21 protein-coding genes, 1 pseudogene and 2 riboswitches are annotated in these 23,380 nt (G+C 50.2%); of the genes and pseudogenes, 9 read left to right on the top strand and 13 right to left on the bottom strand.

Annotated elements, in window-relative coordinates; genetic code table 11:
• Positions 1-146 precede the first annotated feature (146 nt).
• A pseudogene (locus tag TX85_RS27905) lies at positions 147-1,872 on the bottom strand (cellulase family glycosylhydrolase).
• 247 nt (positions 1,873-2,119) lie between these two features.
• On the opposite strand from TX85_RS27905, the gene TX85_RS02390 reads away from it, so the two are divergent.
• Positions 2,120-2,485 (top strand): DUF805 domain-containing protein, encoded by a 366-nt coding sequence (locus TX85_RS02390; RefSeq protein WP_044477550.1) that lies wholly within the window; start codon positions 2,120-2,122, stop codon positions 2,483-2,485.
• 113 nt (positions 2,486-2,598) lie between these two features.
• Entirely contained in the window at positions 2,599-3,405 is an 807-nt protein-coding gene (gene speD, locus TX85_RS02385) for an adenosylmethionine decarboxylase (protein ID WP_044477548.1), read from the top strand.
• Positions 3,406-3,429: 24 nt separating this feature from the next.
• Here speD and TX85_RS02380 read toward each other — a convergent pair whose 3' ends face one another.
• Together TX85_RS02380 and TX85_RS02375 are read right to left on the bottom strand one after the other, a co-directional pair.
• Positions 3,430-3,837, bottom strand: a complete 408-nt coding sequence (locus tag TX85_RS02380) for a NusG domain II-containing protein (protein ID WP_044477547.1) — start codon at positions 3,835-3,837, stop codon at positions 3,430-3,432.
• 113 nt (positions 3,838-3,950) lie between these two features.
• The gene (locus TX85_RS02375) at positions 3,951-5,609 is read right to left on the bottom strand and encodes a copper amine oxidase N-terminal domain-containing protein (RefSeq protein WP_044477546.1); all 1,659 of its coding nucleotides are present in this window, start codon (positions 5,607-5,609) and stop codon (positions 3,951-3,953) included.
• 160 nt (positions 5,610-5,769) lie between these two features.
• A riboswitch (PreQ1 riboswitch) is annotated at positions 5,770-5,813 on the top strand.
• A gap of 98 nt (positions 5,814-5,911) precedes the next feature.
• Between TX85_RS02375 and queC the strand changes: the two genes are divergently transcribed.
• The 5 genes from queC to TX85_RS02350 are packed head-to-tail and all read left to right on the top strand — an operon-like array spanning position 5,912 to position 9,366.
• Positions 5,912-6,577 (top strand): 7-cyano-7-deazaguanine synthase QueC, encoded by a 666-nt coding sequence (gene queC / locus TX85_RS02370; protein ID WP_044477545.1) that lies wholly within the window; start codon positions 5,912-5,914, stop codon positions 6,575-6,577.
• On the top strand, positions 6,577-7,071 hold the full coding sequence (queD, locus tag TX85_RS02365; RefSeq protein ID WP_044477544.1) for a 6-carboxytetrahydropterin synthase QueD: 495 nt from the start codon (positions 6,577-6,579) through the stop codon (positions 7,069-7,071). Before queC ends, queD begins: the two co-directional genes overlap by 1 nt.
• Positions 7,064-7,804 carry a 7-carboxy-7-deazaguanine synthase QueE gene (gene queE / locus TX85_RS02360; protein WP_081671615.1) on the top strand — a complete coding sequence of 247 codons (741 nt, stop codon included), beginning with the start codon at positions 7,064-7,066 and terminating at the stop codon, positions 7,802-7,804. The genes queD and queE overlap by 8 nt, the downstream gene beginning before the upstream one ends.
• Positions 7,805-7,840: 36 nt before the next feature.
• Positions 7,841-8,338 (top strand): preQ(1) synthase, encoded by a 498-nt coding sequence (gene queF, locus TX85_RS02355; protein WP_044477542.1) that lies wholly within the window; start codon positions 7,841-7,843, stop codon positions 8,336-8,338.
• Positions 8,339-8,370: 32 nt separating this feature from the next.
• Positions 8,371-9,366, top strand: coding sequence for a 2-hydroxyacid dehydrogenase (locus TX85_RS02350; RefSeq protein ID WP_071784150.1), 996 nt, complete (start codon positions 8,371-8,373; stop codon positions 9,364-9,366).
• Between the two features lie 91 nt (positions 9,367-9,457).
• On the opposite strand, the gene TX85_RS02345 is transcribed toward TX85_RS02350, so the two are convergent.
• A complete protein-coding gene (locus tag TX85_RS02345) occupies positions 9,458-10,033 on the bottom strand; it encodes a PadR family transcriptional regulator (RefSeq protein ID WP_044477540.1) in 576 nt (191 codons plus the stop codon).
• Positions 10,034-10,051: 18 nt separating this feature from the next.
• Complete coding sequence (locus TX85_RS02340) at positions 10,052-11,572, bottom strand: MDR family MFS transporter (RefSeq protein ID WP_044477539.1); 1,521 nt, start codon at positions 11,570-11,572, stop codon at positions 10,052-10,054.
• 192 nt (positions 11,573-11,764) lie between these two features.
• On the opposite strand from TX85_RS02340, the gene TX85_RS02335 reads away from it, so the two are divergent.
• Entirely contained in the window at positions 11,765-12,856 is a 1,092-nt protein-coding gene (locus tag TX85_RS02335; RefSeq protein ID WP_044477538.1) for a M24 family metallopeptidase, read from the top strand.
• A gap of 414 nt (positions 12,857-13,270) precedes the next feature.
• Here TX85_RS02335 and TX85_RS02330 read toward each other — a convergent pair whose 3' ends face one another.
• Entirely contained in the window at positions 13,271-13,972 is a 702-nt protein-coding gene (locus TX85_RS02330) for a queuosine precursor transporter (protein ID WP_044477537.1), read from the bottom strand.
• 229 nt (positions 13,973-14,201) lie between these two features.
• On the opposite strand from TX85_RS02330, the gene TX85_RS02325 reads away from it, so the two are divergent.
• Complete coding sequence (locus tag TX85_RS02325) at positions 14,202-15,893, top strand: methyl-accepting chemotaxis protein (RefSeq protein ID WP_044477536.1); 1,692 nt, start codon at positions 14,202-14,204, stop codon at positions 15,891-15,893.
• 80 nt (positions 15,894-15,973) lie between these two features.
• Here the strand turns inward: TX85_RS02325 and cobS are convergent, their stop codons facing one another.
• From cobS to TX85_RS02285, 7 genes are all read right to left on the bottom strand, one after another.
• Positions 15,974-16,786, bottom strand: a complete 813-nt coding sequence (gene cobS, locus TX85_RS02320) for an adenosylcobinamide-GDP ribazoletransferase (protein ID WP_044477535.1) — start codon at positions 16,784-16,786, stop codon at positions 15,974-15,976.
• Positions 16,783-17,355, bottom strand: a complete 573-nt coding sequence (cobU, locus tag TX85_RS02315; protein WP_044477534.1) for a bifunctional adenosylcobinamide kinase/adenosylcobinamide-phosphate guanylyltransferase — start codon at positions 17,353-17,355, stop codon at positions 16,783-16,785. Before cobU ends, cobS begins: the two co-directional genes overlap by 4 nt.
• Positions 17,352-18,443 (bottom strand): nicotinate-nucleotide--dimethylbenzimidazole phosphoribosyltransferase, encoded by a 1,092-nt coding sequence (gene cobT / locus TX85_RS02310; protein WP_044477533.1) that lies wholly within the window; start codon positions 18,441-18,443, stop codon positions 17,352-17,354. Before cobT ends, cobU begins: the two co-directional genes overlap by 4 nt.
• A gap of 48 nt (positions 18,444-18,491) precedes the next feature.
• Positions 18,492-19,298 carry an ABC transporter ATP-binding protein gene (locus tag TX85_RS02305; RefSeq protein ID WP_316244867.1) on the bottom strand — a complete coding sequence of 269 codons (807 nt, stop codon included), beginning with the start codon at positions 19,296-19,298 and terminating at the stop codon, positions 18,492-18,494.
• Complete coding sequence (locus tag TX85_RS02300) at positions 19,295-20,338, bottom strand: FecCD family ABC transporter permease (RefSeq protein WP_044477532.1); 1,044 nt, start codon at positions 20,336-20,338, stop codon at positions 19,295-19,297. Before TX85_RS02300 ends, TX85_RS02305 begins: the two co-directional genes overlap by 4 nt.
• Complete coding sequence (locus TX85_RS02295; RefSeq protein WP_044477531.1) at positions 20,335-21,351, bottom strand: ABC transporter substrate-binding protein; 1,017 nt, start codon at positions 21,349-21,351, stop codon at positions 20,335-20,337. The genes TX85_RS02300 and TX85_RS02295 overlap by 4 nt, the downstream gene beginning before the upstream one ends.
• Positions 21,352-21,535: 184 nt before the next feature.
• Positions 21,536-21,743, bottom strand: a riboswitch (cobalamin riboswitch).
• 92 nt (positions 21,744-21,835) lie between these two features.
• The gene (locus TX85_RS02285) at positions 21,836-23,224 is read right to left on the bottom strand and encodes a methyl-accepting chemotaxis protein (protein WP_044477528.1); all 1,389 of its coding nucleotides are present in this window, start codon (positions 23,222-23,224) and stop codon (positions 21,836-21,838) included.
• Positions 23,225-23,380: the final 156 nt, after the last annotated feature.

The following is a 23,380-nucleotide window of genomic DNA, read 5'->3' as shown; positions in this document are numbered from 1 at the left end:
GCTTCTCCGTTCGCTTCAGACAAGGCGATTTTGTAAGAAGGACTCATATCATAACCCAGAATTCTCCAATGGGCAAGTCTTTTTAAAAAGATAAGAAGCGCCCCTCTCGGGACGCCCTCTAGCTGAATCCAGGCTAAGCACAGGCTTTACTCTGTAACGGCTTCGCCTGTAACCTGTGCGCCTGATTTCGATATTTTGTAGCTCACAATATCTCCGCCCCAGAAGTGGAATTTCAGGGTCACTTCCCCGTCCTTCGTTTCATTAAAGAAATTTTCGGTAATGACAATCCGGTTCTTCATAAAGTCAGGCGTGAAGGTGTAGGCATATTCCTTATAAGATGTCCAGTTCTGAGGACCTGCAAAGCTGCCATCCTTATAGATTGCTTCCATGGTCGCCAGGCGGTTACCGTTGAAGAGCGTTGGAATAGCAAAATTATCTACAGTTCCAGCCGTGTCACCCAATTGAGGCAAATCATAGACGACTACCTTTAATCTCCAGTCAGGCCCGTAGCTAAACTTGGCGGATAAAATGGCATTCTGCCCAAGATGCCCTGCCTTCGTTAACCGGGTAAGCAGACTAGCCCTCAGAGTCAACTCCGAACCAGCCAGTTCATAGTCTTTTCCTTGCCCAAGCTTCTCAGATCCGTTATATAGTTCAGAAAGCCTATTGCCGTTCAGATTTAATTGAACCTTCACATCCTTCACTTCTTCCCCGTATTTCAAGTAGACAAGATCTGTTTCGGCCGTAGAAGCACGCCGCTCCCAGCCTGCCTTCATGATATGGATGAGCTCCGGATCAGACCAGACGAGCTCTGTCCGGTTTAAGTGCTGTCCGTTATCCCAGAGCATATGCGTAATTTGCCGTTCGTTAAGCACATGCATCAGATTTTCAAAAAACTTCAGCTTTTCGCCTTGCTCAATAACACTGGTATTCTTATCGAATCCCAACAATCCGTACTCGCCGAGAATGACTGGAATCCCTTTGGAGACCAGCGTATTACGGACATTGTCAAACGTCGTAATCATATCATTCATCGTATCTTGCTCCAGCTTATAGTAGCCCGCAATATTAACGCTGAACGGCCAGAAGCCATAGAAGTGAACCGTGGCGATCAGATTCGGATCGTTGAATTCCTGAATCGTCTCATACAGCACATCCAGGTCTTCCTGGGCCGGTGAGGTTTCGCGTGTAGGGATAACCAGGGGGGCGTACTCCATTCTCCCCGCCGGAAGCTCTCACAATCTTATGGAACGAGACAAGCAGTTCCTTCAGCATCTCATATTGCTTCTCTTTGTCCGTGGTACCTCCATCTGTAAATCTTGGCTCATTAATCGCTTCAAACATCAGCTTCTCTGAATGATTCTTGAAGAGGTCTGCAATTTGTGTCCATGCCGCGCTAAATTTGGCCAGCACTTCATCATGGTTGCTCTCCATATAGCTGATCCATTGCCAGGAATCATGATGCATATTAATCATGACATAGAGATCGGCATCCAGTGCCCAGCCTACCACCTCTTGAACACGGTCCATATACGCCGGGTCAATGGTGTAGTTCGGAGCTTCACCCATGTGCTGGCCCCAGGTTACAGGTATGCGAATGCTCTTGTAGCCTTCAGCGGCAATTTGCTGAATGAACTCCTTCGTGACACGCGGATTCCCCCAGGATGTCTCATCATCCCCTGTAGCGTCAAGGGTGTTGCCCAGGTTCCAGCCCGGCTGCATGGCCTCGACATAAGCGCTGATACTTGTTTTCGCATCCGGTGCTTTCAGTTCCCCCGCAGCAGCGGATACTGCTGTGGACAGCAAGGATACCGCCATCATGGCCGCCATGGCGAATGCGGTGATCGAGCGGAATTTCGTTCTTCTACTCATCGATTCATGTTCCTCCCTTTCGCGGCATTTTTTGTAAGCGTTTTCTTTTTTTAAGGTTACCACAATTTTCCGAGGGCCAATACCATATTAATTTTGAATTATTTCATGCACAAATCAGAGATAGGAAAAAGGACGGATAAAATAGTACAAAAGAAACATTGTCGCATTTTGGAAAATCATTTATAAATAAATAGAGCATTCAAGCATACATATGAGAATGTAGCTCAATTTTGAGGGAGGAAACACAATGCAATGGTATCTTAAGGTATTACAAAACTATGTGGGATTTAGCGGGAGGGCTCGACGGACAGAGTTTTGGATGTTCATCTTGTTCAACTTTCTGGCCGCGTTCGTTCTCGGAATCCTGGATAGAATTCTGGGGCTTGGCGGATTCCTGGGCGGGCTGTACGCTTTAGCGGTTCTTCTGCCGACAATAGCCTTGTGGGTTCGCCGCCTCCATGACACCGGAAAAAGCGGCCTGTGGCTTTTGCTAGCCTTAATCCCGGCTGTAGGAGCAATTGTATTGCTCGTCTTTGCTTGCCTGGATAGCGATCCTGCAGCAAACCAATACGGCCCGAACCCGAAGACTGGACCTCTTCCGGTTTCTGCGTAGTTTTCTGGCACCTGCCGCTCCCTTAAGGGAGCGGTTTTTTTAGGTTAACGTTTGTTCCTTTCAAGAGTGGGTATAAAAAAGAAGAGGTACTATAACCAAGGGGGGCCTCTTCCGTGAAACTGACTCAGGAGCAGCGAATCCAACTGCATGAATTCAATAATCTGACCAAATCGCTGAGCTTCAATATGTACGATATCTGCTATACCCGCACCAGAGAAGAGCGTGAGGCATACATCGCCTATATTGATGAGCAATACAATTCAGAGCGTCTTACCAGCATTCTGACGACGGTCGCCGACATCATTGGGGCGCATGTATTAAATGTAGCGAAGCAGGATTACGTCCCCCAGGGAGCCAGCGTCACTGTACTGGTATCAGAAGGGCCTGTCGTTGAAGTTCCTACCGAATCATTTGAGGAGTCTCCCGGTCCGCTGCCGGACAATGTTGTTCTCCAGCTTGATAAAAGCCATATTACCGTGCATACGTATCCCGAGTATCATCCGAATGAAGGCATCAGCACCTTTCGGGCCGATATCGACGTGTCCACCTGTGGTGAGATATCGCCGCTGAAGGCATTGAACTACCTCATCCATTCCTTTGATACCGATATCATGACCATTGATTATCGCGTTCGGGGCTTCACCCGGGATATTAACGGACACAAGCTGTTCATCGACCATGACATCAGCTCTATTCAGAACTATATTCCTGACGAAGTACTGGAGCAGTATCAGATGATTGACGTCAACGTCTACCAGGAGCATATCTTCCATACCAAGTGCAAGCTCAAGGCATTCGACCTGAATAATTACTTATTCGGCTATACGAAGGATTCTTTAAGCAAGGAAGAACAGGAAGAAATTACTGAGCGCCTCACAGTTGAAATGGACGAAATCTTCTATGGAAAAAATATCATCTGACCTGCCGTCGAGCAGGTCGGATTTTTAACGTACATAAGCATCAATTTCTTCTGCCGGATCGATATCCGGCGAAGGGGAGCCGACGATCTCCACAAAGACCCGGTTCGGCACACAAATAATCGTTTGATTGGGGCGGGAAATGAAACCCATGGCCATGGAAATTTTTTTCGGACAATCCGCATAAATCATCTGGATGCCCCCGTCATATTTCTTCAGTATGTTGTGACCATACTCGGTCTGAATATCAATTTCCTCATCCTCGCCATCAAGCGACACAGAGCGATAAAATTCACCATCTACTGAAATCGAAGCGCTAAGTTGCCCCGCCTCTACTTCACGCATGCCGTCCCAATACTGCACCCCAAGCCAACCGACCCCTGCAGTCAGCAGCAGAACAATCAGCAGAATATCTCCACGCTTTAGCTTTAACAAAACAAGTCATTCCTTTCAACCCAAAACCAGAATAAGTATAAAAAACGAAGGAACACGGATTGTTCGTCCGGTCCCTCCGTACGTGATAATAATTGTCCTGTGCTTGCTAACCCTTATGGACGTTCGATAAAGATCCATCCGTCCTCTTCAACCGTGACCTTTGCTCCCAATGCCTCTGACATGAACCGAAGCGGCACGTAAGTCACGCCATCTTCATTGACAAAGACCGGCTGCTCCAGAACTACCGCCTTTCCGCCGATGGAAGCATGCTTGGAATCCGGAGTCACTCTGATCTCCTGACCCGTGATATCGTCAGTAATGACGATATTCTTTGAATACGCGTCCCATTTAACCCCAGCATCCAATTCTTCGGACAAATAACGAAGCGGTACAAAGGTAGTGTTATTGTTTACAACCACTCCATAATAACTGTTATGAGGATCGAGATAGACGCTCTTGTACGTAAACTGGAAGTCATCCTTTAGCAGCTTGTAAATAGCGGAATCGGACTCAAAGTTACGAAGCATCTCACCAGGAGTCATGGGCTTCCCGAAGTAATCAATGACGCCTGAAGTGACGTCAACGGCATCGATTTCTACAGTTCCGCCCAAATTACGCTGTTCGGTATCAGCCTTGAGCTTCACAGACTGAAGCGGTAAATCCTCCGAGGCCGGGAGTGCAATCGTCAATTCCATGGCCTGTTTGCGAATCTGCAGCTTGCTGTCAAAATACAGATCCAGATCCAGTACGGTATCCTTTCCGAGAACCACATTCAGCTCCGGGGTCTCCTCAAGCAGGCTCTTCATATTCGCGTCGTAGTCGGTCAGCAGGGTATTGATCACCTCTTGAATGGTCGCCGTCATGGTAGCAACTACTACAGGCTTGGATTGCGAAATCGAGAACAGGTCCAATCCGAATCCACGATCTGCCGTAACATCGGAATAATCGGAATCATCGTATTCGTAGTCATAGTCTTCATAATCATAGTCTTCATAATAGTAATCATCGTAATATTCATCTTCATAGTAATCTTCGTAATAATAATCATCATAATAGCTGTAAGCCTCTTGCATAATCGGGTAATACACATCGTAAAATGCCCCGATCAAATCCTTGATCCCTTGTTCATCCTTTGCCACGCTAGTCAAAAATGGCTTCACCATCGCCAGCAGCTCGTCACCGCGAATTTCGGTATGCAGCTGGGTCAGGCTCAGGGATTCTCCGAACACTTCACTTTGCGTCTGCTTCACGGAAAGAGTCTTGGGATTCGATAAATGCTTGAAGAAAAATTCTCCGGCCTGCTTGGTGAAGCCCAGAATCTGATCTTCATACTTTGCCGCTTCCCCCGCGTACATCCCGCTCAAGGCCCCGCTCTCGGTGCTTATGTATATCGGCTGCTTGGCGCCCTCTAATTGAATAGCCATTCCTTGTTCGTCCAGCGACAAATGGAACGGATATTGCTCTTCTTTATACTGCACTGCTCCCTTGACCGACATATTGCCCTGGTCTTGAACCTTCGCGCTATCGATCGTCAGCGACAGGGAATTGAGCTGTTCGATGATTTGTTGTGCTTCGGGATGAACCACTCCCTCCGCAGGCACCAGTTCTATCGACAGTGTCTGCTTCGACTCTCCGGAGACTTGAGTCATGCTCTGCACAAGTGCCTTGTTTATGTCCAGACCGGCGACACTTTGACACCCGGACAGGAGAAGCATGGTCATTGCAAGAAGCGCTAATGGCAAGCCCCATTTTTTCAGTAGGATCCTTTTCATTTCTCTCCTCCTAAGCTAGTTAATATCTCCCATTATTATTTACAATTTTGATAAAGTAAATAGGTTTATAGTCATTCTATTCCATGCGCTATTCCCCGTTGGTTGTGGTATACTTGCATATGTAACTCTGAACTGAATAAGAAGATCCATGGCCCAGACCATGGGAGAGGTTCGCGAACTCCCTCTATAAAAAACTAAGAATACCCTGCAATTTAGTTGCAGCGGTCTGTTTTTTGCTGGCACAGTTCAAGAACTCTCCTTCTTTTCTATTTCACAATAATAGAGGAATGAGAGGTTTTTTTATGCTTAATAATGAAAAAGCGGTTGTCGTTTTCAGCGGCGGCCAGGACAGTACGACCTGTCTCTTCTGGGCACTTAAACATTTCCGCGAGGTTGAGACGGTTACCTTCAACTACGGCCAACGCCACAGTCTGGAGATTGAATGCGCCCGCAGTATCGCTGAAGAGCTTGGAGTAAAATGGCATTTGCTCGACATGAGCCTGCTCGGTCAACTAACGCAGAATGCGTTGACTCGCAGCGATATGGCCATTGAACATCATGAAGGGGAACTGCCAACTACATTTGTGGAAGGCCGCAACCATCTATTTCTCAGCTTTGCTGCTGTTCTGGCAAAGGGGGTAGGCGCAAGACATCTCGTTACCGGTGTCTGCGAGACAGATTTCAGCGGATATCCCGATTGCCGCGACTCCTTCGTGAAATCTTTGAATGTCACGTTAAACCTGGCGATGGATTATCAGTTCGTCATTCACACGCCGCTGATGTGGATCGATAAAGCCGATACCTGGAAGCTGGCTGATGAACTGGGCGCCTTTGACTATGTGCGTGAACAGACTCTGACTTGTTATAACGGCGTTATCGGAATCGGCTGCGGAGAATGCCCTGCCTGCAAGCTAAGACAAGCCGGGCTGGATAAATACCTCGCCGTGCGCGGGAAGGGTGGTCAGTAATGAGCAGACAACCCGGTGAATTTGTTATTGTGGAACGGCTCCAGCGTTATGAAGAAGATATAGCCCCTGCCCAGCTGCGCTATCATCAGCGCCGGGTACTCGTCAGCAAGGAGTTTACCTTTGACGCAGCGCATCATCTTCATGCCTATGAAGGCAAATGCAAAAACCTGCACGGACATACGTATAAGGTTGTCTTTGGCATCAGCGGCAAGCCTGACGAGCGGGGCTTAACCGTTGATTTCGGAACGATCAAGGATATTTGGAAGAACGAAATAGAAGGCTACCTGGATCACCGTTATTTGAACGAAACCCTGCCTCCTATGAATACCACAGCGGAGAATATGGTTGTGTGGCTATTTGAGCAAATGGAATCCGCATTACAAGCTCAGCCTTACTGCTCTTCATTAACGGAGGGACAAACCGAATTCGTTCGCCTCTATGAGACGCCTACGAGCTATGCGGAAGTCAGACGGGAGTGGATGCAGGATGAATAACGTGGCGCGCCCTGTTCCGGTACTGGAAATATTCGGTCCCACGGTCCAGGGAGAAGGCATGGTCATTGGTCAGAAGACAATGTTCGTTCGTACGGCGGGCTGTGATTATCATTGCAGTTGGTGCGATTCCGCCTTCACCTGGGACGGCAGCTCCAAGGAGCAAATTCGCCTTCTGTCAGCCCAGGATATTTGGGAGGAGCTGATCTCGCTTGGCGGGAACCGGTTCAGCCATGTCACCTTATCCGGGGGCAACCCTGCCCTGCTCCCGCAGCTTGCCGAGCTGGTCAGACTTCTTCATCAACAGGGCATGGAGGTTGCTGTGGAGACTCAGGGCTCGAGATGGCAGGATTGGCTGGAAGAGATCGACCAGGTCACCCTTTCCCCCAAACCGCCAAGCTCCGGAATGGAGACGGACTGGCATGTGCTGGATGAGATTGCGCGCAGACTATCCGGAAGACCCGCCCCTCTATCGTTAAGTCTCAAGGTTGTCGTGTTCGATGAGGCCGACCTCATCTATGCTGAATCCATTCATCAGAGATATCCGCAGATCGACCTGTATCTTCAGGTAGGAAATCCGGATGTCCGCCGAATGGACATTTCCCATCATGCCGCCGACTTGCTTCAGCGATATGAATGGCTGATCGATCGCGTCATGATGATGAGTTCAATGAATAACGTCCGAATTCTGCCCCAGCTTCATGCGCTTGTATGGGGGAATAAACGAGGCGTATAGAGTAATCATCAGTATACAGGAAAAGGAGGCCTACCTATGGCTGGAAGACAGAGAGAAGAAATGCAGGAAGTAACCCTCCTGGGGGATCAGGGCGTGAAGTACCCGATGACCTATACCCCGGAGATGCTGGAAAGCTTCGATAATAAGCACCCTTACCGGGATTATTTCGTAAAGTTCAACTGCCCGGAATTTACGAGCCTGTGTCCGATTACCGGACAGCCTGATTTTGCTACCATTTACATCAGCTATATTCCCGACATCAAAATGGTTGAGAGCAAGTCGCTTAAATTATATCTGTTCAGTTTCCGCAATCATGGCGATTTCCATGAAGATTGCGTTAATATAATTATGAACGACCTGATCAAGCTGATGGATCCGAAATATATTGAAGTGTGGGGCAAATTCACACCGCGAGGCGGCATCTCCATTGATCCTTATTGCAATTACGGAAAGCCCGGCACCAAGTATGAGACGATGGCCGAGCATCGCTTGTTGAATCACGATCTCTATCCCGAGAAGGTGGATAACCGCTAGTCCCTCCATGTATTTCTCCTGACAGCCTGATTATGCCGAAAAGAGAGGAGCGAGGAACATTGAAACCGAACATTTTTATTGCCCGCTCAGTCCCTCCTGAGGTCGAAGCTTATCTGGGAGAGCACTGCACCTATACTAAATGGGAGCAAGAAGAGCCCATTCCGCGGGACAAGCTGCTGGCTAATCTTCGAGAGGCGGAAGGCCTCCTGATCTCCGGCGGCAAAATCGATGCCGAGCTGCTGGAGCATGCTCCCCGCCTGCGAGCAGTGAGCACAATCAGTGTGGGCTATAACAATTTTGATATTAAGGCCATGAAGGCCAGAGGCGTGATCGGCACCAATACTCCAGACGTATTGAATGACACCGTAGCAGACCTGATCTTCGGTCTCATGCTAGCAGTCGCCCGCCGTATTCCGGAAATGGACAGGTACGTGAAGGAAGGCAACTGGAAGCGCGGAGACGATAAGACGCTCTTTGGGCTGGACGTCCACGGCAAGAAGCTCGGCATCATCGGCATGGGCAGCATCGGCGAGGCTGTGGCGCGCAGAGCAAAATTCGGATTCAGTATGAATATTGCCTACCATAACCGGAATCGTAAGCCGGATGTCGAGACAGCACTCGAAGCGGAGTACCCTTCCCTTCAAGAATTGCTTCAAACCAGCGACTTCATCGTGCTGATGACTCCCTTGACTCCTGAGACGAAAGGCATGATTGGGTATGACGAGTTCAAGCTAATGAAGCGCACTGCGATCTTCATTAATGCTTCCCGTGGAGCAACGGTAGACGAACAGGCCATGGTTCGAGCCTTGCAAGAAGGCTTGATCTTCGGCGCGGGTCTGGATGTATTCGAGCATGAGCCCGTCTCTCCTGATCATCCGCTGCTGCATATGCCGAATGTCGTAACCTTGCCGCATATCGGTTCTGCCACAGCGCAGACCCGGCTCGAGATGGCCATGCTTGCAGCCGAGAATCTGGTTGCAGCCCTGCAAGGGCATGCACCATCCTCTCTGGTTCAAGAGCTTCGTTAAATAATATCATCCACGACAACAGGGGACCTGAGGGCTAATCGCCCCCAGGTCCCTGCTTCAATCCGCCAAACCGGACAGGAATCCATCGTGTTCAATGTTCAAAGCCCGGCAAAATGCTGATCTCATGAAGCTTTCCCGCTTCAGCGTCGATCAGCAGCCGGCGCAGCCACGCAAGCTCTGTCCGGGCATGCTCATAGTAACCCGCCATCAAATGCAGTACGCTTCTTGGCACGATACCCTCGTGTTCTGCATATGTTCTGCGGCATAACTCGACCTGCTTCTCCGCTTCCCCGATCCGCTCCCGCAAGATCGTGGCAATCTGCTCCTGATCCCCCTTACCTGCGAACACAAGAGCAATATAAAGCGGATGATTGTCAGGCGCCGCTTCCCGGAAACGGTCCAGCAGCAAACTTTGAAAGTAAGCCTTGCCGCTGTCAGTGATTCGGTATACCGTCTTTTCCGGTCCCAAATCGTCCTGAATCGTCATTACGGCTTCAATATAATTCTGTTTTCTTAACTGATCCACCGCATAATAGAGCGAACCGATTTTGAACCTTCCCTGCAAATCCAGGAACCGTTCCTTCATTCGTGTACGTATTTCATAAGGATGCATGTCCCGCTCCATTAACAACCCCAGAATGCTCAGACGGATGGATAATGACTGCATCGGTCTTCTCCTTCCCCTTTATGCGCCTTGTTTCGTCTTATCCGAGACGATCGAGCTTAACCGGTCCCCCGGCATAGCAAGCACAACCAAGACTGACAGAGCGGCAGGCAGCAATGCCCACATGAACGTATGCGCAATCGAGGAGGACATGGCGTCAACAATCCCCTGCAAAATTTCCGGCGGGATCAATGCCCGCTTTTCGGGAGACAGGGCTTCGCGGGTATCGCCAAATTGCTCTGCGGCCCCGGCCATACCCGGAAAAGCATCCTCCATTCCGCGGGTCATCAGATTCCGCTGTACGATCCCGAAAATGGTAATTCCAAGCGTCATTCCAAGTGAACGCAGGAAGGAGTTCGTAGAGGTTGCCGCTCCGCGCCGCTGCATATCGAACGGATGAACCGCCGCCATACCGAGCACGGAGAAGGAGAAGCCGACGCCAAATCCCGCCACAATGCTGTACATCGTCAGCAAGGAACGCGCTGAATCTCCATGAAGTGTGCTCAAGGCAAAAATGCCGGCAATGAAAAATACCACCGAGATCGACATGATGGACCGATAAGACATTCGGGAGGTAAGCATTCCGCCCAGCATGCTGCCCACGACAGAGCCGATCATCATCGGCATCAGAATCAATCCCGAATTGGTCGCCGTTCCCCCAAATACCCCTTGAACATAAATCGGAATGTACACGGTAGCTACGATAAATACACTTCCGTACAGTAAAGCCAGCAAGCTGCTCGTCGCATATAGCCGGTTATTGAACATATCGAAGGAGATAATGGGCTCGGACGCCTTCCGCTCAACCAGCAAGAAAATAGCAAACAGCACTATAAAGCCCGTGAACAATCCGATAATTAAAGAGGAGTTCCAGGCGAACTTCTCACCGCCCAGCTCCAGCGCAAACATGAGGCACACAACCGCCCCTACCAGGGTGAAGGCGCCGCCCCAATCGATCCTTTGACTCGCACGGATCATCGATTCCTTATAGCACAATACAATCAGAAGCAATGAGACCAGGCCGATCGGCACATTGATATAGAACACCCAGTTCCAGCCGAGCGAATCCGTGATGAAGGCTCCAAGCAATGGCCCGAAGATGCTTGAGGTACCGAAGACAGCCCCCATCAGCCCGGTCATTTTCCCCCGCTTTTCAACGGGGAAGATATCATAAATAATCGTAAAGGCGATCGGCATCAAGGCGCCCCCGCCTACCCCCTGAATAGCCCGGAAAATGCTGAGCTGCACAATACTTGTCGCCATACCGCACAGCACCGATCCAAGCAGGAAGGTAATAATCCCGAAGATAAAAAAGCTTTTCCGCCCATACATATCGGACAGCTTCCCGAAAATCGGTGTTCCTGCCATGACTGCCACCATATATGCGGAGGTGACCCATACGAATTGCTCCATTCCTCCGAGTTCAGAGACAATTGTCCCCATAGCTGTTGTTACAATCGTATTGTCCATCGCCGACATCAGAATTCCGAGCAGTAAACCGAGCAGAATCCATTTTGTACGGTCCTTCTTAGCTTCAGCCATGCCGAGCCCCCTCTATTCAAATTTGAATAACAATCTTTATTGTAGCTGAAACATGTAAAATGTAAATTCCGTTTTTTTAAAATTTCAGACAAATTGCTTTACACTTTACACTGCAACTCAGTAATCATTTCCTTGTCAGCCTCATTTTGTCCTATAATAAGTACAGAATCCGCATGAAAGGAAGTTTTGATTATGGATCAACGCTGGATCGAGCTTGAACAGCAAATGCATCGGCAAGGCATGGATACGCTCTTGATCACCGATCCCAAGCATGTCTATTATTTAACCGGATTTCTCAGCAATCCTCATGAACGCTTTCTGGGACTGCTGCTGAAAGCCGGAAGCGAGCCTGTTCTGTTTGCCCCTGCACTGGACGGAGAGGCGGCGAAGGCGGCTATCGGCTCTATGGAATTAATCACTCATCAGGATACCGAGGATCCTTACCGCTTGCTCCGACAAAGACTAGGGTCAGACCGCTCTATAGGTACCTTTGGACTCGAAAAAGAATATGTAACCCTGGACCGGTATGAACGCCTGCAAGAAGCGCTGCAATTCTCGGCATCTGCCGATATCGGTCCTTCGCTCCGTGAGATGCGGATCAGAAAGAGTCCGGAGGAGATCAAGCGGATGCGGCATGCCGTCAAGCTGATCGAGCAGGTGCTCGAGCTTAGCCTGAAGCAGATTAAGGAAGGGGTTACCGAGAACGAGCTTGTTGCCGAGGTCGAGTATCAAATCCGCAAGCTCGGAGCTGACGGCCCCTCCTTTGATTCCATGGTGTTGTTCGGAGAAAAGACGGCGCTCCCGCATGGTGTGCCGGGTGAGCGCAAGCTTCAAAGCGGAGATATGATCATGTTCGATATCGGGGTTTACGCTAATGGGTATGCCTCTGATATTACAAGAACCTTCGGCTTTGGCGGGCTATCCGCCGAGCAGATTACCATCTATGAGACCGTACTCGCCGCGAATGAAGCAGCCATTGCAGCGATCAAGCCGGGGGTTACCTTCGGCTCCATTGACAAAGCAGCCAGAGATGTAATTGAAGCTGCGGGCTATGGCCCCTATTTCAATCATCGGCTTGGGCACGGGCTTGGGATTGATGTCCATGAATTCCCTTCGGTGCACGGACAGAACGAGCTCTTCCTGCGGGAAGGCAATGTATTCACTGTCGAGCCTGGAATCTACGTGCCGGGCGTCGCCGGAGTTCGAATCGAAGACGATGTTACAGTGACAGACTCGGGAGTGGACGTCCTTACCTCCTTTCCCAAGCACCTTCAATATGTATAAGTTAGCGAGCAGCGGAGGCATAAACATAAAGTAAATACAAGCAGCGCAATCAAATACATTTGTTCAAGCTCAGAAGGGGAAATGCTTGTTCTAATGGACATCACGTCTCCTTAAAGGCCACTATGGATGAAGCCAGAAATGCAACGGACATTTTGGCTGCTAGGATAGGTGAGTCGCGTGAATCAGAGCCGATTCAGCCCCCTAAATGCCGAAAATGTCCGTTACCGTTCAAAAATGTGCGAAAAAGTCGGCTAATAGTTCAAAATGTCCGTTAGCACGTCCCAAATTTTGCGTTAGGAAATAAGTGAGATTAGGGCATTATAATTGCTGGCACGAGTGCTCGTGAGGCGATTATAATGCAGAATGTCACTAAAGCTTCGAGGCTTGCCGAAAGTAGGTTCGGAGTCCTGCTATCTAGGAGCCGGCAACGGCAGTTTCATCCTCTTCATGGCGAAAATTCCGCGCAATGTACAGGAAGGGTGTCCCTGCTGCCGTCAGTACAAATTTAAATAAGTAGGTCGTCAGTAAAATTTCCGTCCATACCTGCAGACTGTATTCTCCGGCAAATGCAATAGTACAGAAGATCAAGGTATCGACAAACGAGCTTACCATCGTACTCCCGTTATTTCTGATCCAAAGCTGGTTGCGAGCGGGATATAATTTGCGGATCCAGGCATATAAGCGTACATCCAGAAACTGGCTCACAAAATAGGCGCTCAGGCTTCCTAAGGCCAATCTTGGCATCAGGCCGAAGATCGTCTCCAGCGAGGCTTGCCCCATATCGCTTGGCTGGCGTTCAAAGACCAACGTCATTTGCATCAGGATCGTCGTCATAATCAATGTGAAGAAACCGAACCATACCGCCTTTTTTGCTTCCTTGCGTCCAAACTTCTCATTCAACAGATCGCTCGCAAGATACAAGCTGACATACATCGTATTGCCCAGCGTCATCACGATGCCGAACATTTCAATCGTTTTGATCACCTGAATGTTGGCCACCACAGTAGCCACACCTATCCAGGCGTAGATTCCTTTTTTACCAAACAGCTTGTAACAAAGCAGAAAGAAACTGAAATTTACAAGCATATACAAAATACCCCAAGCAAAATTAAACAACCGCCTTCGCCTCCCAAACGACAAATTATCACAATTCAGCCTTCTTTACTACACTTTCTTCCCCAAAGTAACCATAATGAAAATGAAATACACAAAATTGTTTATTTTCAAAATCCTTTTTTTTCTATAGAATAGAAATAATGAACAGCGGTCAATTTCCATTGTCCGCCTACAATACATAGAGAAAAACATAGAGAAAATGAAAACTGGATAAATGGAGAGGATGTTCATGCTGAAACTGAGTCATTCTATCAACCGCAAGTTTATGGTTACATTTACAGTGGTTATCTTATTATCTTCACTAATGTTTACTACCAGCTTCTATTTGGTGTCTACCGGAATTATTAACCAGCAGGTTCTCCCCCAGTTCGACAAAGTACTGAAAACCAGCTCCAAGGATATTTTCAGACAACTTGATACCTCCCAGGCTCTTCAACTATTAAAAGGAAAGGAAAACTCACGCTTTGCCGTCGAGTCTTATCTGACGCAAAAGGTAGAAGAATTCCAGCTGGATTCCGCCTACTTATTCGACCTGCAGGAGAGCGAGGCCACGGTCATCGGGGTCAGCGAGGATTCTTTGATGAAAGTCGGGGACAAGCTTGAGATTCAAGAGGCTATGAAATCTGCAGAATCGAAAGGCAATGCCTCCATCACAGATCTTTATGCAGACCAGTACGGTTACCATAAGACCGCCTATATCGCACTGCCTGGCAGCACGGCGATCCTTGCAGTAAGCATGGATGCTACTTTTATCAAGGACAAGGAAGCCTTTATCCTCTGGATCTGTCTCTTGATTTCGCTTACTGTCATCGTGATCGGCTTGCTTGGGGCCTATATCGTCAGCAGCCGAATTTCCAAGCCTATGAAGAAACTGGTCATCGCGACTGAAAAAGTGGCCAAGGGCGACTTCAGAGAAACTGTTGATTATACTTCCAAGGATGAGGTCGGCAAGCTGGCGGAGAGCTTCCGAATCATGAGCAAGCAATTGCAGGATATGATCGGCAAGGTTATGACGACCTCCCGGGCCGTGGTTGATGGGTCCGGATACTTGAATCAATCGGCCGCGACCTTTAAAGAACTGACGGAGCGTTCCGGCGCAGCTACGAGCGAAATCGAAAAAGGCAGCTACACGATTGCTTCCACTACGGCTGAAAATGCTCGTGCAATGGAGGAAATCTCTCAGGGCGTGCAGCATATTGCTACCTCCTCGGCTGAAGTAACCGTGAAGATCGGTCAAGCTTCCAATGAAGCAATGACAGGCAACGAGCTTGCTCAAACCGCCGTCTCCCAAATGAAGCTGGTCGAAGAGGCGGCCTCCAAGTCAAGAGAGTCGATTGCGGCGCTTAACGACCGGTCGGAGTCGATCTCAACAACGGTCAGCACGATTATGGAGATTACGAAGCAAATCAATATTCTGTCACTCAATGCGGCAATCGAAGCGGCCCGCGCAGGCGAGCATGGCAAAGGCTTTGCGGTTGTTGCTGAAGAAGTGCGCAAGCTTGCCGAGCAGTCGCGGCTTGCAACGGATCAGATCAGCGAGAATTTGCTGGGCATCCGTGAGGAAGCGATGAATTCTGTACAGGCAATGGATCTAGTCGGTGACGAGATTCATTCAGGCACAGAGCGCGTAACACAAGCAAGCAACGCTTTCGAGCAATTGACTGCATTAATCAACAATATCAACATGACGATCCAAAGCGTCTCCGCTTCTACGCAGGAGGTCTCCGCCGGAACGGAGGAAGTGACTGCCTCCGTGGAAGAGGCCGCCAATATTACGGGCAAATCGTTGAAGAGTATCGAAGAAATTGCCGGTTATGCGGAACAGCAAATCAAGGAAATGGAAGAGCATACAAAGATCGTGCAGGAGTTATACAATCATGCCTTGATCCTTCAAAATGAAGTGCTCAAGTTTAAAATCTAGAATAAAGCGGCTGCCCGAAGGAATCAAGCTCCTTCGGGCAGCCGCTTTTGGATTTGGATCAGATCACATTAACCGAACATCTAAAGGAACAAAATCACTGCGGCCAGCAAAAGAAGACACTCCAAGCCCTCGTTAAGCGCGCCATACACATCTCCCGTTAATCCGCCCAGCTTCTTATTGACTCTACTGCCTGCATATACTCCGGTAGCTAGCGTCAGCAATGGAGCAGCAAAGAAGTAGATTCCATAGGAAGCAGCCGGAAGCCCGATGGTAACGCCAAACACCAACAAGGGAATCGTCATCCCCAGGAATGTGATTAAGATTGCCGATACTGCGGCGCTTTGGGCATTAGATGCGTTCAGGCCTCCGAATTTTGCAGCAAGTCCTTCTCCGTCTCTGGCCGATGGCCATTTGCTCATAGCGTACACCATGAACCAGCGGCTCCATACGGGCACCGTCAACAAGGCGCAGGAGATAGCCAATTGCCCGGCAGCAATAAGCGAGGAGAGCAGCGCGGCCTTTAGCATCAACAGCAGAACGCAGGCCAGCACCCCCATGGCTCCTACACGGCTGTCCTTCATGATCTCCAGCATCTTTTCTCGTGGCCGGTAGCTAAGCAGGGCATCTGCACAATCCATCCAGCCATCAAGATGCAACCCCCCTGTCAGCCAGACCCAGATGATCAAGCTGATTACAGCGGCGGGCAGAGGCGGAAGCAGCCAGGAGGCCAGCAGTGCCGAGGCACATATACTTACGCCGATAACCGCTCCGACTAACGGATAATGGCGCGTACTTGCACGCAGCAGCTCCGGTGTGAAATCCAGCTCCGCTTTGACCGGGAAGCGGGTCAGAAACTGAAAGGCCGCTTGAAGCGGCTGTACCGTCTGTCTCATAACCGATACTCCCTGCTCTTTAACTCGATTGGAATACCGGCGGTTACCAGAAATACCTGGTCGGCAATCGCTGCGATGCTTTGATTCAGCCGTCCTGCCAGATCCCTGTACTGTCTCCCCAATTTATATTCCGGAACAATACCGCTTCCTACCTCATTGGTCACCAGAACAAGTTGACCTGAATATGCCGACACAGCTTCAACAAGCCGACGAATGCTGGACTCTGTCCGGGATTCCTCCCTTGGGCCATTCTCTTCCTCATCGCTTAGCAGCACATTGGAAAGCCATAAGGTAAGACAATCCACAAGCACAACCGATGAACTGCTCCCTGCTTGACCAGAGGTCGAGAGAAGCTCGGGCAGTCGGAGAGGCTCCTCCAGCGTGGTCCATTTGAACCCGGTCCCCTCACGCTGGCCCCGGTGATGCTGAATACGCTCCTTCATCTCCTCGTCAAAAGCCTGTGCAGTCGCAATATACAGCCCGCTCCCGGAATCACTGTGCTTTATGCACCAGGACTCGGCAAAGCTGCTCTTGCCGCTTCGCGCGCCGCCTGTGACCAATACGATCATCGTGCTTCCCCCTCAGGCGAGGGTGCTGCCCCATCAGAAGCTGAAGAGATTCCGGCGCTTGTGAATGTCGCCATCTCCGCCATGATTTTGCAAGCAGCATCTACAAGGTGAATAGCAAGCACACCGCCGGTCCCTTCCCCTAACCGCATATCAAGATGCAGCATAGGCTCCAGACCAAGCTCCTTCAGCAAATGAACATGCCCAGGCTCTTGAGATACATGGGAAGCAATCATATAATGGACAGCATCAGGCGCGAGCTTAGCTGCGGCGAGTGCAGCCGCACTCGAGATGAATCCGTCAATAATGACAGGACAGCGAAGTGCCGCAGCTGCGAGGATAACGCCCGTAAGACCGGCAATTTCCAGGCCGCCTACCTTGGACAGAACATCCACCGGATCTTGACCATTCGGCTTATGCAATTCGAGGGCCCGATCTACAGTAATGATTTTGAGACGAAGCCCCTCATCATCAATTCCGGTCCCCCTGCCAACGCTCTCCCGGGTGGAGATGCCCGTCAATCCGCTCATCACAGCCGCACTTGCCGTTGTATTGCCGATCCCCATCTCACCGGTCACAAAGAGTCTCACACCGCGGGAGAAGGCACTCCGGGCAACCTCAGCGCCAGCCATAATAGCCGCCTCCGCCTCTTCCCGCGTCATCGCCGGCTCCTTGACCATATTAGCTGTCCCGTACCTGATTTTTTTCGATATCAATCCAGGGTGCTGCAAGTCCGTCTGTACCCCGATGTCAACACAGAGCACCTCAGCATCCGCTTGACGGGCAAGCACATTGACAGCCGCACCGCCATTCAGGAAATTACCGACCATTTGCGCGGTAACCTCGGACGGAAAAGCACTGATTCCTTCTTCACATACCCCGTGATCTCCGGCCATTACAACAACGGCGCGTGCAGGATAGGAGGACATGACTTTTCCGCTCACTCCGGCGAGCTTGACGGCTAACGCCTCCAATTTGCCGAGACTGCCGGGGGGCTTCGTCAACTGGTTCAGATGGGCCAGAGCCGCCTCTTCCGCAGACTTGTCCACCGGAGCAATGCTATCCACCAGGCTTGAGATCGTCTGATTCATCGTTTCAACCTCGCTTCCAAGATATCGAATTATCGTATTCCTATTCTATCAGAATTCATCCGGTGAGGTCTGTGAAGGCCCCTTTCGATACAGCAGCTGTGGTTCGCCGTGATCGGGATGCGGCACATTATACGCATGAACCGCAAAAATTCTCCGGATCAGCTCAGGCGTCATCAACTGCTTCGGGCAGCCAGAGCCAGCAACTTGCCCTCGATCCAGCACAAGCAAGGCATTGCAGTATAAAGAGGCCAGATTGAGGTCATGCATAACTGCAATCACCGTCAAGTCCTCTTGCTGCCGCCATGTCTCGACCAATTCCATAAATTGCAGCTGATAGCGAATATCGAGAAAAGTAGTCGGCTCATCCAGTAAAATAATCTCAGGCTGCTGAGCCATTACCTTGCCCAAGGCAGCCCGTTGACGCTGGCCTCCGCTCAAACTGCTTAGCGGCCGATCGGCAAGCGAGGTCAGGTCAAGACGTTGCATAATGTCTTCCAGAATATGCTCCGCATGCTCATCCATATCCATTCCTCGCCAGTTCTGAAAAGGATAACGCCCCATTTCCAATACCTCTCTGACCGTAAACGAAATGGGAGGAAGGCCATCCTGCTGCAATACGGCAAGACGCCTTGAGAGCTCTTTACGTCGATAGGATTCGATCGGCTTGCCATGGAGAAGGACTTCCCCGGCGTCCGCCCTCTCCGTGCCGGACAGCAAATTCAGCAAGGTGCTCTTGCCGCTGCCGTTCGGGCCGATAACTCCCCAGAACTCCCCTCGCTTGACCTTCCAGTCAATATCCTTTAATGCCTGCTGCTTGCCGTACGCTTTGGACGCCTGCTTTACTTCGAGCATCATGACTCACTCTCTCTGACTTTTTTCTTTCGGTACAGCAAATATCCGAAGAACGGAGCGCCTATAAATGCTGTAATCACACCCAGAGGAATCTCCGTAGGCGCAAGCAGCGATCTGGCTGCCAGATCGCTCCACATCATAAAGATCCCCCCGCCAAGAGCGGATAACGGAATAATCAATCTGTAATCAGAGCCGGTGAACAAACGGATCATATGGGGAATGACCAGGCCGACAAAGCCAATGACCCCGGACACCGATACAGCAGTTGCCGTCATTAATGTAGCGACAAGCAGAGTCAGTATTTTGGTCCTTTCCACATGAAGCCCGGAATGTGCCGCTTGTTTCTCGCCAAGCGCCAGCAGATTCAAGGAACGGGCCTGGCTCCACAGGAAGATCAAGCCTGCCAGTAAATATGGAAGCAGGATGGCCGTATACGACCATCCTCGGAGGTTCAAGCTTCCCATTGTCCAGTACATAATTTCATTTATCGTCTTCTTCGACATCGCGGTCAGGAACGACACAATCGCACCTAAAAAGGACTGCATCACTACGCCGGACAGGATCAGGCTTTCCGCAGGAATCTTCCCCTGCTCACGGGCAAGCCAGAGCACAATGCCCAGCGTCAGCGCCCCCGTAGTAAAGGCGACGACCGGAAGCGTGAATATGCCGATCCAGGAGAACTGCCAGCCAAAGAATATGAGCACCGCAGCTCCGACAGCCGATCCGGAGGATACGCCGAGCGTGAACGGGTCTGCAAGCGGATTGCGCAGCACGCCTTGAAACGCAGCTCCCGCTACAGCCAGCGTAGAACCGACCAACAATCCCAGCAGCACCCGCGGCAAGCGGACCTGCATCACAATTGTCTCCGATGCGGCACTCCACTGCGGTTCTACCATGCTGCCGATCACCGGAATGCGATGAGCAAGAATCGCGGTAATCTCTCGTGCAGGCACGGATACAGAGCCGAAGCCGACACAGATGACCAGCGTAACGCACAGCAGTCCCAAGCCGAGAATACCGTAGCCGGTCAGCTTAGATCTCATGGCTGGATCAGGTCCGGATAAATCGCTGCGGCAACCTGAATCAAGCCTTGAGTCACACGCGGACCCGGACGACTTAACAGATTGTCATCCAAGCCAACAATACGGTCTTCCTTCACCGCCGTGATTTGCTCCCACCCGCCTCTTGACTTGATGATCTCGGCCAGTGTGCGATTCTTTTCATCTATTACACTTTGCGCATACAGAATGACATCCGGATTCTTTTGAATAATGTTTTCTTCATTGATTTCGCTCCAGCCGGTAATGTCGGAAGCCACGTTCACTCCTCCGGCAAGTGTGATCATTTCATCCATGAATTCACCCTTGCCAACCGTCCAGCTCGTCGAAAATTCGATATATACTTGCTTCTTCTGATCATCCGGTACGGATTGCACCGCATCGGTTACTTTCTTCAACTCGGCTTCCATCCCCGCAATAACTTCCTCTGCGGCTTGTCCGCGGTCTGTGATTTGTCCGACGGTACGGATATTCTCCATGACTTGCTCCACCGTCTTCGGATTGGAACGATACACCTTGATTCCAAGGTCACTAAGACTCTTTACCACGTCCTCACCAACCAGGTTGCCGGCAAGCACTAAATCAGGCTGGGCTGCGATGACAGCTTCAACATTGATTTGAAACCCGCCCATCCGCGGCTTGTCTTGAACCGCTTCCGGATAATCATCATTATCGGATACCCCTACTACCTGCTCATTCAGACCCAGCGCGAACAACCCTTCGGTCTCGGAAGGCGCAAGAGATACGATGCGCTCTGGCGCAGATTCGAAGGTGAATTCCGCTCCGAAGGCATCTGTCACTGTTAACGGATATTCCGTGCTTAATGAATCAGCAGGTTGTTCATCCGCTGTATTGGATGAAGTCTCGTTTGCAGCATTTTGAACCGCATTTGTTGCGTTATTTGTCGCGGCACTATTGTTCTCCTTGGCACCACAGCCTGTCAGTGCGATCACGAGAGCCAGCAGTACCAGCGTCCACATCTGAGTCCATTTCTTCATGATTCATTCTCTCCCCCATAATCTGTAATGTAGTCAAGAAGTGTCGGAACACGAATAAACGGGACAAAAAAAGAAAACCCGTCCGCGTTGGGAGGGTCACGTCTTCAAAGAGAGCACGGAGCAAGCCTGAATCATGTACAGGCAATCCGCTTGCTTTGATAGAACGTTATCCTTTCCTCGAAGGACCGTCTGCTTCCTGCTGGCAGGTCTCCTGACTTCCAGGTTCCGATGAATGCTCGCCTTCCCGTCAAGCAATCTTGCTTGCAGTGGCCTCATGCAGCTTCATCCCTGGTTACAGTGGCGGGACCGTGCCGGACTTCCACCGGCTTCCCTTTTAACCCGAAGACACACGCAAAACGTCGGCTTCAGGACCTAACAGGCATATTATTCGATTCTCGTTCAGACCTTTCTTTCTCTATTGGATTATAGGGGAAAAGCTATAAAGACACAATACTGTGAATACCTGCGCTGAATACTGCGCTGATTAGCCCAGCGACAAATCCGCTCCCAGAACACCGACGACTGCCCCGCCCTTTGTGATGGGTACCGATAGTGTAATACAGCGCTGTTTCGTAATCGCCGATACATATACATCCGATATGACAGCACTTCCCTTCATAGCCTGCCGAAACCATTCCCTGCCCTTAGCATTCAGCAATCCTGCCTCCGGGATGGAGACAACAAAGGTTCCGTCCGCACGATTGGTCCAGGCTGCCTCCAACCCAGCTTCCCTGGCTAACAAAGACTTTAGCGCTGTATGATGTGCATCTATATTCATCTCCTCATACAGACCGCTGGCCGCTTCAGCATGCAGCTTGTCCGTGAAGGCTTGTCCGATCTCCTCCACATAAGCTGAGGTCAATCCTGTGTCCTGCTGATCAAGAACTCCCCGAACAGTATCCAGAGAAGATAAAAGCTCATCCTGGGCAAGATGAAGCCCTGCGGCTACCGACTTCAGCCGGGAGATATGTACTCGCTGAGAATCCATGCGCTGCAGCGCCCCGTCAACATGGATGATATTGCTTTGAAGCACCTGATGTACTTCTTGCATCATAACCTTCATATTACGAGTCATTTCCGATTGCTCCATGCTGAGACGTCCTGTCTCCGCAACGTGTTCGTTCACAGAGGCAATCTCCTCGGAAATATATCGAATATCGTCTCCCATGGATCTCAACAACGCCACCCCGTCCATAGCCGAGGATTGCCCCTGCTTGATTGTATCCTTCACCCGGGATACTTCATTTGAGATCTGGCGAAACAACGGAGCCGAATTGCCGATTGCAGCTGTACTCTGTTCAGCCAATTGCCGCATCCGGCTTGCCACCACATCGAAGCCTCTGCCCTGCTCTCCCAATCTCGCTGCTTCAATGGACGCATTTAAAGCGAGTAAGGATACCTCGCCTGCAATTCCCTCTAATTCCTCATATAGCTTGTTTAATTGATGTGTATTGTTCTCAAGATCACCCAATGGACCGGAAATGGACTGCTGCGATTCCGCCAGCGAGCGGATCGTACCATCCGCCTCAGCCAATGCCTGTGTAATACGTGATGCTTCCTGAAGTGTCTTGTCGCTCCGAAGATGCAGCTGTTCAGCCGCATTCTGAATTCGCTGTGCGGAGGAAGCGACCTCCTGAACCACAGCCAGGCTTTCCTGCATTTGCTCCAAAGAACGCTCACTGCCTGCCTTCAAGTCCATGTCCAGTGCTGAGGAAATATCAGACAACTCTTGAAGCTGCTCCATGCTTTCATCCACTTCACTAACCGCTGCCTGCAGACGGTCCGCAGCAACTAAAGATTCCCGGGCCATCTTCTCCCAAACCGGAGAAACCTCCTCGCGTTTATTCTTGACTGCTGATTGAAATCGGAACATAGCTCCACTCCGTTCTGTAATGTCAATTTACCTAACATTATAAAATAGAAACCTCGCTATAGACAGTATTTTCTGCGGAATAAAGAGTATCTTTTAGCGAAAACAAACAAATAAGCCCATAAACAATAACAATAGAAAAGTTAATAGTTTATTAGG

The sequence above is a fragment of the Paenibacillus antibioticophila genome, from assembly GCF_000455265.1.
In the GTDB taxonomy this organism is placed as follows: domain Bacteria; phylum Bacillota; class Bacilli; order Paenibacillales; family Paenibacillaceae; genus Fontibacillus; species Fontibacillus antibioticophila.
The sequence above is the reverse complement of the archived record's forward strand: the minus strand, read 5'-3'. Positions and strand labels throughout refer to the sequence as shown.